This window comes from Streptomyces sp. NBC_00224 (assembly GCF_041435195.1).
Lineage (GTDB): Bacteria > Actinomycetota > Actinomycetes > Streptomycetales > Streptomycetaceae > Streptomyces.
Genome location: NZ_CP108106.1, coordinates 220,598 through 233,646, shown reverse-complemented (window position 1 = coordinate 233,646; position 13,049 = coordinate 220,598). Strand labels below are relative to the sequence as shown.

Sequence of the window (13,049 nt, the reverse complement as noted above, 5' to 3'; positions counted from 1 at the left end):
GCACCCTACTCTGTACCTACTGGTATGTACGATTGGGCTGAGACACTGTTGGTCCCGTGGTTGGAGGACGCATGCCGCTCGTACGTATCGACGTGCTGGGCCGTGACACCGGGCGCCTGGTTGCCCTGGGGCGCGCCGTGCACGAGGCGTTGGGAGAGGTGATGGGGGTCCCGGACGACGACCGGTTCCAGATCCTGACGGCCCACGACGGCGAGAGCGGCCTCCTGCGGCACGGCACCTACCTCGGGGTGCGGCGGGACGACGACATCGTCTATGTGACCATCACCCTGCGGGAGGGCCGTCCGGCAGAGCAGAAGCAGGCGCTGTACCGGCGCATCGCCGAACTCGCCCAGGAACATGCCGGAACGGAACCCCGCAACATGTTCGTTGTGCTGACCGAGAACAGCGATGCCGACTGGTCGCTGGGCAACGGCGAGGCACAGTACCTCGTCTGACGCCCCTTCTGACCGGGCCGGACAGTTCCGACCGTCTCCGGACCGTCCGACATACGACCGCACGGCCCGGCGGATTCGTTGTGCGGTGCGGGGGACTGGGCGCCCGGCTGCGCGACCGCAGGGCCGCGATCCAGTGGGGCCAGCTGGTGTTGCCGCACGTGGCCCAGCGCCACCACCTGCTGCGCTACCGCCCCCGCAGTCCCAGCGATCCGGGGCCGGTGCGCCGCGGGCATGTGTGGGCGGTCAGCGAGGCGGCGGTGACGATGGCGCCGCTCGCCCGGCGCACCCTCGCCGCCCAGTGAGCAGGCGGCCACCGGCAGGCCGGAGCATCCGAGGCAGGTGGGTGCACCGCGCCTGCCTGTCTTCGGGCTGTGTTCCTCGCCGCGTGGTCAGCGGCGTTCGACGCTGAAGCCGCTCTCGTGGAGCGCGGCATTCCACCGGTCGCGGTCGAACCACGTGGTGATGTCCAGGACCATCGCGGTGATCTGCTTCATCCGGTCATTCCAGTTGTGGCCGGACGGCCCGCGCCTGCCTTCGCACGCATGCAGCGTCACCCGACCCGGTCAGCCCTTGATCTCCCGGATGAGGTCGCGCTCGTCGTCGTAGAGCTCAAGGTGGAAGCGGAGGCCGAACCGTGTCAGCAGTGCGGCGAGGTCGTCGAGCCGGTCCGGGTCGATGACGCCGTTGAGCAGGGTGGCGGAATTGTCGGTGGGGTCGGCTTCGATGCGGCACCAGCTGGTCTCGATTTCGTAGCCTTCCCAGGAGGACGACCGGGACCGCCATCCGGCTCGCACGAAGCGCTCGGCGATGTGCGAGGCGTTCCGGCTGTCCGGCAGCAGCCCGCACAGGTTGTTGTCGCTCTGCGCCCATCTGTCATCCAGGGCCGGGCCGTCATCCGAGAGGTCCACATCCGGATTATGGGTCCGCAGCCCGCTGCTGGACCATGAGGTTTCTTGCTGGATGGCGGGAGTGGGAAGAAAGACAACCTCCCGGTGGCCGCAGCCGCCTACCGCCGCCCCGGGTTCTCCTCGATGACGTCGGCCCGGGCGGGCACTGGCACGCCATCGGCGGCGCATCGCTGCGTACGGCCACCGGGTGTCGGTTCTGAGGCCGGGGTCGGAGTGGTTCTCCAGCATCGGCGGTTCCTGGGCGAGCGGACGCGCAGGGAATCAGGTCACCAGGCACCCTCGACGGTGTAGTCGCCGGCCGGGGAGGTGACTTCGTGGTGGCGCTCCTGCACATTGGTGGGGCCCGGCTACTGCATCAGCTCGGTGTGGGGATGCTCCGGCGCAGCCGGGCAGATGTAGATCTGCTGTTTGTAGCCGCTGCCGATTTGGACCGCGGTCGGTTGCCGCAGGTCGCGGTAGCGCGAGTCGGGGGAGGACGCAGCCGCTTGGTCTTCGTACGGGATCCAGCTTCGGTTGCTGCTGTCCCATTCGAAGGTATCGATGGTCAGCAGCGGGTCCATCTCGGTGTCACAGGCGGGGCAGGACTGGGGAGCGGGATCGGTGTAGCCCCACATGGGCCAGCCGCCGACCTTCCAGCCGGGGGCGACGGACAGGTGGCTCCCGTAGAACGAATCCGGGTAGGGGGCGTAGACGCTGTCCACACCGGCGTCGGCCGCCTGCCACGTGCTCCAGTTCCCGATCCGCTCTCGCAGTTCCTTGCTCAACTCCATGGGGCTGGGATACTCGGTGACCTGTTCCGGGGCGACCACGCACGGCTCCGGCACGTATTCCTCGACCACCAGCGGCGGCTCGGGGGGTGAGGTGAGGATCTCGGTGACGGCGGCCGCGGACCGCCAGACCAGCACGGTCCTCGGCATGTACTTCTCCGGAGGATGGTCGAAGGGACACCACAGCACCTGGAGTAGATCGGCCCCGGCCTGTCCGGGCGGGCGCAGGGTGGGAATGTCGCGCGCGTACAACTGGGCCAAGGGCAGCATGGCGACCGGGCCCGCAAGCCACGTGTCGTCGTGCCACGTGTCGTCGGAGTTGAGCCGCTCCAGGACCGCTTGCTCCTCAGACGTGTATTGGGGAACGTGTGGTTCGCCGTCCGGGTGCACCGCCTCGCTCGCCCGGATGCGCTGCTGCAGGCGCAGCTCGGCCAGCGCGTAGCCCCCGCCCTCGTGCGGGAGGTCGCAGTGCGGCCACGGCTCGTCGGCGGGCCACAGCAGTGGCCCGCCTATCGAGCTGTCGTGCAACGAAGGAGCTCCGCGGCGGGGATGCAACCGGGTCGCCGTGCGTGCCAGCGGGGCAAGTTGGGGGAAGACCGCCGCGACGTCGAGCGGTCGCGGCGGGGTAGTACGGACGACATTCATAGCGGCGATGCTGCCAGCAGCCTCTGACAATGGAAGTACCGGTCCACGACAGCCGACACCAGGCAGCGTCCGTTGTCGGCTGCCCGTTGACCCGGTCGTGGCGTCGGTCAGTCGAGTGGCCAGGGCCGGGCGCTGGCGCCCAGCCGGTTCCAGGCGTTGATCACGGTGATGGTCCAGATCAGCTCGGCGAGTTCGACCTCGGTGAACTCCGCGGCCGCCCGGCCGTAGACCTCGTCGGTGACGGGGCCGTCGGTGAGACGTGTGGCCGCCTCGGCCAGCTCCAGGGCGGCCCGTTCGCGGTCGGTGAAGAACGGGGTCTCGCGCCACACCGGCAGTGCGTAGAGGCGGCGCTCGCTCTCGCCTGCCGTACGCGCGTCCCGGGTGTGCAGATCGACGCAGTAGGCGCAGCCGTTGAGCTGGGAGACGCGTGCCCATACCAGCTCCTGCAGCGCGGGCTCCAGGCTGACCTTCCGGGAGGCGGCGTCGAGCGAGCTGAGGGCGCGGTTGATGTGCGGGGCCAGCTTGTCCACCGGTAGTCGTACGGACGTCATGGCATTCTCCTTCGAGTGGGTTATCGGCTTGCAGCGGTCGACGGTTGATCGACGAGGGCGACCTCGCCGTCGCGGAAGACGCGGTAGGGCACTCCTTCGCGCTCGTAGCGCTCCACGACGTGTTCGATCGGCTCGCTCTCGGGGATCGGCGAGCGGAAGTGGGGAACGAAGGCGTAGTCCAGGAGGCCGAGACCATCCCAGCGCGCCGGCAGGCCGTAGGCGGTGACGGCGTCGGCGGGGTCGTCGACGAGTTCGAAGCCGCGCAGACTGGGCGACAGGACGCAGGCGCCGGCGCTCCAGCCGGCGTAGACGAGGGCGTCGCGGCGCAGCATGCCGGTCAGGAGCTCGTCAGCACCGCTGAGAGCCATGGCCAGCCGCAGGACGAACGGGTTCCCGCCGTGGACCCAGACGACGCCGAAGCCGGACAGGCGCTCGGCGAGCGTGCCCGCATCACCGAAGTGGTCCCGCAGGTCGATCTCGGTTGCCCGGTAGCCGCGGTCGCGCAGCATCGCGACCTCCCGGCCGGTGGCCTGTTGTCTTTGCGGGACGGGGAGGGCGTCCAGCGCGTTGCCGACGACGGCTGCGGTTCGGGCGTCTTTGGCGAGGTCGTCCAGCAATGCGGGGGTGTCCCCGAGTTTCCAGGAGGAAAGGAACAAACGCATGGTCCTGCTCTCGTGACAAGGGGGCTCGTGGCAAGGGGAGGGTCAGGCGGAGACGGTGAGCACGATCTTTCCGGCGGTACGGCCGGTCTCGCCGATCTCGTGTGCCTTGGCAGCCCGTTCGAGCGGCAGGACCGTGTCGATGCGCACCCGCAGTCGGCCGGATGCGGCGAGGGAGGCAATCTCCTTCATGCCCGCCTGGTCGGCTTCCGTGATCATGAAGGTGGAGCGGAGTCCGAGAGCTCGGGCCTCGGCCGCCAGGTGCGCCTCGGCGGGGGAAGAGAGTGAGACGAGGATGCCGCCCGGGCGCAGGGTGTTGAGGGAGCGCGGCCCGTAGTCGCCACCGATGGTGTCGATCACGACGTCGATGTGGCGGGCTGTGGTGGCGAAGTCGGTGCGGGTGTAGTCGATGACCTCGTCGGCGCCCAGTCCTCGTACGAAGTCGTGGTTGGTGGCGCGAGCGGTGCCGATGACATGTGCGCCGCGCGCCTTGGCGATCTGGACGGCCAGGTGTCCGACGCCACCGGCTGCGGCATGAATGAGCACGCGTTGCCCGGGGCGAACATCGGCGGTGTCGACGAGGGCCTGCCACGCGGTGAGCGCGGCCAGGGGGAGGGCGGCGGCCTCCACATGGGAGAGCCCCGGCGGCTTGGCAGTCAGGTGCCGGGCCGGGGAGACCACGTACTCGGCGTAGGTCCCGGCAGGAGCCGGCTGGCGCGGCATGCCGAACACCTCGTCGCCGGGTCCGAACAAGGTGACACCCGGCCCGGCCGCTTCGACCACACCGGATACGTCCCAGCCCAGGCGGATCGGAACATCGCCCGCCAGCCCGCCGGTGGCCCGGTGCCACCAGTCGGTCGGGTTCACCCCTGCGGCACATACCCGGACGAGCACTTCGGCGGGGCCGGGCACGGGGCGCGGCACCTCAATGATCTTCAGGACGTCCGGTTTGCCGAAGGAGTCCTGGCCGATGGCACGCATCGTGATGATCCCTTGGTGTCTGGCACGCCGTCCGTCATGGTCCGGCTATGCGGGTGGGTTCGGTTCACCCTCACTGCTTCTGCCGGCAGCCAGAGGGCAGTCCACCCGTGGAAAGCCCTCGGGTGTGAGGTGGAAGTGCCGGATGATGTCGGCTCGCTCAGACTGCTACGGGACTGATGTGCGAACAAGCTGGCATAGTGCAAGGATCGTTAAGGTGGATTTAACGTCCGGAGGAACGAGTGCTGGAGCGGCTTGAGCTGGAGGCGTTCTTGACGCTGGCCGAGGAGTTGCACTTCGGCCGCACGGCCGAACGTCTGCACGTGAGCACTGCCCGGATCAGCCAGACCATCAAGCGGCTGGAACGCCACATCGGTACGCCGCTGTTCGAACGCAGCAGCCGTCACGTCTGCCTCACCGAGGCCGGCAGGCTGCTGCACGACGATGTACGCCCGGCCTACGACCAGATCGAGGCTGGGCTGGAGAAGGCGGTCAACGCCGCGCGCGGCGTTGACCGCCTTCTCCAGGTCGGCTTCCTCGGCGCCGCCGCCGGACAGCTCATGGTCCAGGCCGCCCGGCTGTTCGACCGACGACACCCCGGCTGGCGGGTCCGGCCCAGGGAAATGCAGATCGTCGACGGCCTCGGGCGGTTGCGCGCAGGCGATGTCGACCTTCTGGTCGTGAGCCTGCCGCACCACGAACCCGACATGGTCACCGGGCCGGTCTTGTTCTCCGAACCCCGGGTGCTGGGAGTGTCGTCCCGCCACCCGCTCGCGCGCCGTGACAGCGTTTCGCTGGAAGACCTGGCTGAGATCAAGATGCTGCAGGTGGCCGGAGCGTTCTCCGACTACTGGCGCGCGGACCGCACCCCCCACGTGACGCCCGCAGGTCGCCCCGTCGAGCCGGGCCCGCAGTTCGAGACGCTCCAGGAGGCCCTGGCCCTGATCGATGCCGGCGAAGGGGCCTTCGTGATGGGCGCCCAGGTGTCGCGGTTCTACGCGCGCCCCGGCGTCGCGTATCTTCCGCTGAGCGATGCACCGCCCCTGGAATGGGTGCCCACCTGGCTCGTCACCAACACCGCCCCTCAGATCCACGCCTTCAACCAGGCTGCCCAGAAAGTCGCCGCGCGGGTTTCTCCCGCAGTTCGCAGCTGATGCCGATCCGTGCACCAGCTCCGAAAGGGCGTACCTCTTGAGCGCGTTCGGCGGCATGTGCCGGACACGGAGTCCACCGGGGAACGCGGGCATCATGGTCGGGCGCCGGGGCCGTCGCGCTCGGGGCGTGAGCCGGAGCACGTTCGTTGAGGCGTCTGCCGAGGGGGACGAACGAGCGGTGGCGAGGGCCCGGGCGGACGCTCACGCAAGCCACCCCAGGTGACGGACCGTCACTGAACGGGCCTTTCGGCGAACGGCGAGGTCGGCGGCCCGAAAAGCTGCCTCCCGTGTCCCTGCTGCGTCCCGAGGACGCGGTCTTCGAGGCGGTGCTGGAGGGATGGACGCGTCAGCAGCGCGGTGGGCGCCGACTTCAGCAGCCGGCCCCGGCCCACCAGAAACGCCCCTCTTATGGACCTCGCCACCGAGCTTGCCGCCTTCGTCTTCAACCGACTGCTCGGCTTCAGCGGGCAGACCGCTGCGACCTGGAGGGCGGAGAGGAGCGGTGACGACGCCCGCTATGTCGCTTACCGAGCACCCGGCACGGCCGGCGCCCGCCCGCCCGGGGCGGTGCCGCTCCGGCGCCGCGCACGCCATAGCCAGATGTCCCTGGCCGGACGTGTTCTGACGTCGGTCTGGGGTTTGTGCGTTAGGCGATGAGGGGTGCTCGCTACGTCGCCATTCGGAGTCTGTCCTTCTCCAGACTTTGACCTATCCCGTGAGAGGCGCGGCGGGTTCTACCGCTGCTGTGTGCTCAGGCATCGCGTACGTAGGCTGACGGTGTTTGGCCGTTTTGCGCCTGCTGGGCTCGTTCGGCCATCATCTTTGCCAGTACTTCCAGACGTGATGTGGCGAAGGACTGGCGATCGGTATCGGTTCCTTGGATGGACAGGACGATTGTGCCGACGCGCAGAGTGATGAAGCCTCCGCCAGGGCGGTCTTGGGTGGCAGGTCCGGTTACGGCCCACTGCTCGTCGCCGATCTTCGGCATCGGAACAGTCAAGCCGTCTGCCTCCGCCCGGCCGCTACCATCATGCGATTTCTTCACCGCGTTGAAGAATTCATGCGCTTTTTCCGCATTGATGCAAGCCGCGGCCATGAAGGAGACTTCGGCTTCCGGGGTCCCCATCAGATAGTCGGCGGATGCCGCGACGATCAATCCCGGTCCCTGAGCCGCCGTCAGGGTCTCGGCCGGCTTTGGCTGCGTCCACTTCGCGGGCAGGCTCCCATGAGTGGGCAGCACTTGGTGCAGGGAATCGCTGTTGAGCGCCGTCACGGCCTGGTTCTGTCCCGGGCCGTCACCTGTGATCATCCGTGCACCGCCGTAAATGCTGATGGCCACCAGGGCGATGAGAGCCAGGGCGGCAGCGAGCAGCGAAAACCGGGTATTTCGAGTGTTGTTGAACGTCACAGGACCTAAAGAGATCGTGTTCCTGCCGCGTACCGTCGTACCCTCAAATGTGATGCTGTGCGTCGTGGAGCGGGGGACGTCGACGGGTCGGGGCCCGGCCATTGCTTCGGATAATCGTCTGGCGAAGTCCGGATCACTGTCCACCGCGGCCTGGAGCAGCGTGCGCAGTTCACTTACGGTATCCGGGTCTCGGTGGCCGTCGGCGACTGCACGCATCGCGGTGCGCCCGCGGTCTGTTGTGGCGAGCCGCTCCCGCACCACGTCGGAGACCGCCTGTCCTACCCCGGTTCCGGCAGCAACCGCCGTACCGTCGGCCATCTGCGTGAAGATCTCAAGCACTCTATCGATCATGCGCCACCCCCTGTAGCCACGACACCACGCATCATTGTCACCTCGGGAGCACCCGCACGAAGGGCAGTTGCAGATTCCCGATCAACGAGCCCAGGATTTCGCGACCTGATGGCCCGCCGCCTCACCCACGAAAACGCCATCTCCTGGCGCAACCCGCCAAAGCTGAACCATCCTGGCATTCCGGGATGAAACAGCGGAAGAAAACAACCTCTCAGAACCGACCGATTGATGGGCGAAATCGGCAAGCGGTAGCGCGCAGTGGATCGAGGGCCTTCTGTGGCTCCTCGCGCTGAGCCTATTTGAGCGGATACTTGGCCAGAGAGGCCAGATACGGTGCTCAGTCACAGTTGTGGCGACCTACCTCTACCGCGGCGTCCGCCACGACGCCGAGGTCTGGTCGGTGCTGGTGCCGCAGTGGCAAGCCTTGGGCCGTTGAGTGGTCCTGTGATCAGCCGTTTGTCCCTGTTCGGAGCTGTCGGTTCGGCGGGGCCGCAGGAAAGAGGCACGCAAAGCCGCGCGGGTGCTCATGGCGCCACCTGAACCAGCCCAGCCCGCGCCCCGACGCCCAGTGCGTACACCTGCCGCACGCTGCCCCAGGACAACGGCGGACCGGTAGTGGACGGCGGCGCGGTGATGGCGGAGGGCCCTGAGGGAGGCGCTTCCCGCAGGGCGGGAGCCGCCTCGCGTGTGCCGCACGCTTTGGCCGTATCGCTTTGCCGACGCTAAGGTATGCCGCCGGACTCGGCGGGTCGCTCCCCCGAGGGAGGTGGGGAAGGGCGGATTCATGGACGCGGACCACACGGGGCTCGTCGTCGAGGCGCAGGCCGGCGACGACCGTGCGCGCGAGGAACTCATCGCCGCGTACCTGCCGTTGCTCTACAACATCGTCGGGCGAGCGCTGAGCGGCCATGCGGATGTCGACGACGTCGTCCAGGAAACCCTGCTGCGCGCGATGCGTGACCTGCCCGCCCTGCGCGCCCCGGAGAGCTTCCGGTCCTGGCTGGTGTCGATCACGATCCGGCAGATCAGCACCCACCGCCACCGGCAACGCGCCTTCGCCGGACGGACCACGGTCATCGACGAGGCACGCGAGATACCGGACGCGGGCGCCGAACCCGAGGACATGACGATCCTGCGTCTGCGGATGTCCGACGAGCGCCGGCAGGTCGTCGAGGCCACCCGGTGGCTCGATACGGACCATCGGGTGCTGCTGTCGCTGTGGTGGCAGGAACGCGCCGGCCTGCTGAGCCGTGACGACATCGCCGCCGCGACGGGGCTCTCGGCCGCCCATGTCGGCGTGCGTCTACAACGCATGCGCGAGCAGCTGGAGTTGAGCAGGACCATCGTCGCCGCGCTGGAGGCCGACCCGCGCTGCCCGGGGCTGGGCGAGACCGCCGCCGGGTGGGACGGCGCGCGTACCTCGGTGTGGCGCAAGCGGATCGCGCGGCACACGCGCGGATGCGCCCTGTGCGGGGCGACGACGGCGACGCGCGTCCCGGCCGAACTCCTGCTCTTCGGCCTCGCGCCGCTGGCGGTCCCGGCCGGGCTCGTCGCCGCGCTGGCCGCCAAGGGGCTGCTGTCGGGTACGGCCGTGGGCGGCGCCCAAGTGGCCGCCACCCCTGTCGCCTTCGGCACGGCGGCGGGGGGAGGCGGTCTGCACGGTTCGCTGGTGGGCAAACTCTCCGCGCTGACCGCGCATCCGCTGCTCGCCGTCGCCACCGGCGCGGTGCTCGTCACCGGGACCGCCGTCTACGTGGCCTGGCCCGAGCCTACGCATCGGGCGCCCGGGGTCAGCGCCGCTCCCACAGCCGGCGAGCCCCGGGCCAGCAAGCCCGCGCTCGGCCAGTCGGCGCCGACCCCCTCGCGCTCCGCCGCGCCGAGCCCGTCGCGCACCACCCCCTCGGCCGGTCCGTCCCCGGCGGCGAGTGCGTCCTCGATCGGTACGGTTCCGCTGGGCGCCCAGTCGCTGGAGTCCGCGGACGCCCCCGGCCGGTACGTCGCGTACTCCGGCGACTTCGCGACGCTCGGCCGGGTCTCCGCGTCCAGCGACGCCCAGACACGGCGGCGGGTCACCTTTACGGTGATCAGGGGCCTGGCTGACGCCCGGTGCGTCACCTTCCGCGCCGCCGACGGCCGTTATCTGCGCCATCGTGAACTGAGGCTGCGGCTGAGCAGCAGCGACGGCAGCGCCCTGTTCCGCGAGGACGCCACTTTCTGCGCGAGCCCCGGGGCGGTCGCCGGGTCGGTGACCCTGCACGCCCACAACTACCCCGGGTCGGTCCTGCGTCGGCGCGACGGCGGTATCTGGCTCGACGGCTCCGACGGCACCCGCGCCTTCGCCGGACAGGCCTCGTTCGTCGTGCGCAGGGCCTGGGCCTGAGGAACCGCTCCTTGAGCGGACGGCACGGGCAGGCGGGACGACGGCCGCGCTGCCGCGACCGCCACCTGTAGGCACCCCAGAACGAGGCATGCCCTTCCCGCCGGGACGACCAGATCGCGGGGCCTCGCGTAACGCTTTCTTCCTGCGAGATGCATCACCGGGCAATCCGCCGGGCGGCGCCACTTTTCCGTTACGGGACCGCGCGTTCGCCAGCCTCCCCTTGTGTGGGGTGTTCTTCCCGCCGCTCGCTTGGGCGGGTCGGCGGTGGAGGGACCCCGACTTACCCGTTGACGTATCTCCCGAAGGAAGCCGCTCTATGACGCGACACATCCAAGGCCCACGAGGAACATCATGAAGGGCCTGCACCGGCTCAGCCGGCGTCGCCGCTTCGTGGTGACAGGAGTGTCGGCCGCCGCGCTGGTGGCCGGTGCCATGACGCTGCTCCCCGACTCCGCCGGAGCCGCCGCCCTGGGTACGCAGGCGGCGCCCTCGGGCCGGTATTTCGGCACCGCTGTGGCCGCCGGGCGGCTCGGCGACCCGGCGTACGCCGCGATCGCGGACCGGGAGTTCACCATGGTCACCCCGGAGAACGAGATGAAGTGGGACGCAGTCGAGCCGTCCCGCGGCACGTTCACCTTCGAAGCCGCCGACCGGGTCGTCAGCCACGCCCTGGCACACGGCCAGCGCCTGCGCGGCCACACCACGGTCTGGCACTCGCAGCTCCCCGCCTGGGTCCGCTCCATCCGCGACGCGAACACCCTGCGCGGCGTGATGAAGAACCACATCACCACCGAGATAAACCACTACAAGGGCAAGATCTACGCCTGGGACGTGGTCAACGAGGCGTTCGCCGACGGCTCAGGCCAGCACCGCGGTTCGGTGTTCCAGGACGTGCTCGGCAACGGCTTCATCGAGGAGGCGTTCCGTACCGCTCGGACGGCCGACTCCTCGGCCAAGCTCTGCTACAACGACTACAACATCGAGAACTGGACCGACGCCAAGACGCAGGGCGTCTACCGCATGGTGAAGGACTTCAAGTCGCGCGGCGTGCCCATCGGCTGCGTCGGGTTCCAGAGCCACTTCGGCGCCGGCGGCCCGCCGTCCAGCTTCCGGACCACCCTGTCCAACTTCGCCGCCCTCGGCGTCGACGTCCAGCTCACCGAGCTGGACATCGCCGGTGCGTCGCCCACCCACTACGCGAGCGCGGTCAACGCCTGCCTGTCCGTGGCCCGGTGCACCGGCATCACGGTGTGGGGCGTGCGTGACCGCGACTCCTGGCGCAGCGGCGAGAGTCCGCTGCTGTTCGACAACGACGGCAAGCCCAAGCCTGCCTACACCGCCGTCATGAACGCCCTCAAGTCCGCCCCGGGGCCGACGCCCGGCGGGTCCGGCACCCCCACCGGCGGAACCGGCCCCACCCCGGGCGGGTCCGCCGCCAGCGGAGAGATCAAGGGCGTCCCGTCCGGCCGCTGCATCGACATCAATGGCTTCTCCACGGCCAACGGCACCCAGGCACAGCTGTGGGACTGCAACGGGCAGCGCAACCAGCGCTGGACCCACACCGCCGACAAACAGCTGATGGTCTACGGCAACAAGTGCCTGGACGCCAAGGCCAAGGGCACCGGCAACAGCACCGCGGTGGTCATCCAGGACTGCGACGGCAGCGCCGACCAGCGGTGGAACGTCAACACCGACGGTACGATCGCCGGTGTCCGGTCCGGGCTGTGCCTCGACGCGGTCGGCGCGGCCACCGCCAACGGCACCAAGATCCAGCTGTACTCGTGCTGGTCCGGCGCCAACCAGAAGTGGACCGGCCCCTCCCAGGCACCGGCCCCGACGTCACCCGCGCCGACGGGCGGCACCTGTGCCCTTCCGTCGAGCTACCGGTGGACGTCGACCGGAGCGCTGGCGCAGCCGGCCAACGGGTGGAGGTCGGTGAAGGACTTCACCCACGTGATGTACAACGGCAAGCACCTGGTGTATGCCTCGAACGTGTCGGGGTCGTCGTACGGCTCGATGGCCTTCGCGCCCTTCACCGACTGGTCGGACATGTCCTCGGCCCGCCAGACCGGGATGGGACAGGCCGCGGTGGCTCCCACACTGTTCTACTTCGCTCCCAAGAAGGTCTGGGTGCTGGCCTACCAGTGGGGCGCGTGGCCCTTCATCTACCGCACGTCGAGCGACCCCACCAACCCCAACGGCTGGTCCGCGCCGCAGCCCCTGTTCACCGGCAGCATCCCGGGCGCCGCCCCGATCGACCAGACCCTGATCGCCGACGGCCAGAACATGTACCTGTTCTTCGCCGGTGACAACGGCAAGATCTACCGGGCGAGCATGCCGATCGGGAACTTCCCGGGCAGCTTCGGCTCCTCGTACACCACCGTCATGAGCGACACGGTCAAGAACCTCTTCGAAGCGCCGCAGGTCTACAAGGTCCAGGGCCAGAACCAGTACCTCATGATCGTCGAGGCCCGGGGTGCGAACGAGCAGCGCTACTTCCGCTCGTTCACGGCCACCAGCCTGAACGGTTCCTGGACCCCGCAGGCCGCCAGCGAGAGCAACCCCTTCGCGGGCAAGGCCAACAGCGGCGCCACCTGGACCAACGACATCAGCCACGGCGACCTGGTCCGCACCAACCCCGACCAGACCATGACCGTCGACCCCTGCCACCTCCAGCTCCTCTACCAGGGCAAGTCGCCCACCGCGACCGGCCCGTACGACCAACTGCCGTACCGGCCGGGTCTCCTCACCCTGCAGCGCTGACCTGCCCGATCCACGGTGACACACAAGGAG

Annotated in this window: 11 protein-coding genes; 5 read left to right on the top strand and 6 right to left on the bottom strand. The window is 69.2% G+C overall.

What is annotated here, in order from left to right; all coding sequences use genetic code 11:
• Window positions 1–71: 71 nt before the first annotated feature.
• Window positions 72–455, top strand: coding sequence for a tautomerase family protein (locus OG965_RS01115; RefSeq protein ID WP_329404314.1), 384 nt, complete (start codon window positions 72–74; stop codon window positions 453–455).
• 80 nt (window positions 456–535) lie between these two features.
• A complete protein-coding gene (locus OG965_RS01110; protein ID WP_371648142.1) occupies window positions 536–757 on the top strand; it encodes a hypothetical protein in 222 nt (73 codons plus the stop codon).
• Between the two features lie 261 nt (window positions 758–1,018).
• On the opposite strand, the gene OG965_RS01105 is transcribed toward OG965_RS01110, so the two are convergent.
• The 5 genes from OG965_RS01105 to OG965_RS01085 form a co-directional block, all read right to left on the bottom strand.
• Window positions 1,019–1,363 (bottom strand): hypothetical protein, encoded by a 345-nt coding sequence (locus OG965_RS01105; RefSeq protein ID WP_329404317.1) that lies wholly within the window; start codon window positions 1,361–1,363, stop codon window positions 1,019–1,021.
• A 347-nt stretch (window positions 1,364–1,710) separates the two neighbouring features.
• Window positions 1,711–2,658, bottom strand: coding sequence for a hypothetical protein (locus OG965_RS01100; protein WP_371648140.1), 948 nt, complete (start codon window positions 2,656–2,658; stop codon window positions 1,711–1,713).
• Between the two features lie 224 nt (window positions 2,659–2,882).
• Window positions 2,883–3,326, bottom strand: a complete 444-nt coding sequence (locus OG965_RS01095; protein WP_371648138.1) for a carboxymuconolactone decarboxylase family protein — start codon at window positions 3,324–3,326, stop codon at window positions 2,883–2,885.
• A 20-nt stretch (window positions 3,327–3,346) separates the two neighbouring features.
• Complete coding sequence (locus OG965_RS01090) at window positions 3,347–3,988, bottom strand: Type 1 glutamine amidotransferase-like domain-containing protein (protein ID WP_371648137.1); 642 nt, start codon at window positions 3,986–3,988, stop codon at window positions 3,347–3,349.
• A gap of 42 nt (window positions 3,989–4,030) precedes the next feature.
• Complete coding sequence (locus OG965_RS01085) at window positions 4,031–4,966, bottom strand: NADP-dependent oxidoreductase (protein WP_371648135.1); 936 nt, start codon at window positions 4,964–4,966, stop codon at window positions 4,031–4,033.
• A gap of 239 nt (window positions 4,967–5,205) precedes the next feature.
• Between OG965_RS01085 and OG965_RS01080 the strand changes: the two genes are divergently transcribed.
• Window positions 5,206–6,117, top strand: a complete 912-nt coding sequence (locus OG965_RS01080; RefSeq protein ID WP_371648133.1) for a LysR family transcriptional regulator — start codon at window positions 5,206–5,208, stop codon at window positions 6,115–6,117.
• 751 nt (window positions 6,118–6,868) lie between these two features.
• Here OG965_RS01080 and OG965_RS01075 read toward each other — a convergent pair.
• A complete protein-coding gene (locus OG965_RS01075; RefSeq protein ID WP_371648131.1) occupies window positions 6,869–7,864 on the bottom strand; it encodes a hypothetical protein in 996 nt (331 codons plus the stop codon).
• A 796-nt stretch (window positions 7,865–8,660) separates the two neighbouring features.
• On the opposite strand from OG965_RS01075, the gene OG965_RS01070 reads away from it, so the two are divergent.
• Together OG965_RS01070 and OG965_RS01065 are read left to right on the top strand one after the other, a co-directional pair.
• A complete protein-coding gene (locus tag OG965_RS01070) occupies window positions 8,661–10,256 on the top strand; it encodes a sigma-70 family RNA polymerase sigma factor (protein WP_371648129.1) in 1,596 nt (531 codons plus the stop codon).
• A 351-nt stretch (window positions 10,257–10,607) separates the two neighbouring features.
• Entirely contained in the window at window positions 10,608–13,019 is a 2,412-nt protein-coding gene (locus OG965_RS01065; protein WP_371648127.1) for a non-reducing end alpha-L-arabinofuranosidase family hydrolase, read from the top strand.
• Window positions 13,020–13,049: the final 30 nt, after the last annotated feature.

Coding starts and splice junctions, on each gene's coding strand:
- OG965_RS01085 (WP_371648135.1), bottom strand. CDS start 4,966: ATGCGTGCCATCGGCCAGGACTCCTTCGGCAAACCGGACGTCCTGAAG.
- OG965_RS01115 (WP_329404314.1), top strand. CDS start 72: ATGCCGCTCGTACGTATCGACGTGCTGGGCCGTGACACCGGGCGCCTG.
- OG965_RS01070 (WP_371648129.1), top strand. CDS start 8,661: ATGGACGCGGACCACACGGGGCTCGTCGTCGAGGCGCAGGCCGGCGAC.
- OG965_RS01095 (WP_371648138.1), bottom strand. CDS start 3,326: ATGACGTCCGTACGACTACCGGTGGACAAGCTGGCCCCGCACATCAAC.
- OG965_RS01090 (WP_371648137.1), bottom strand. CDS start 3,988: ATGCGTTTGTTCCTTTCCTCCTGGAAACTCGGGGACACCCCCGCATTG.
- OG965_RS01065 (WP_371648127.1), top strand. CDS start 10,608: ATGAAGGGCCTGCACCGGCTCAGCCGGCGTCGCCGCTTCGTGGTGACA.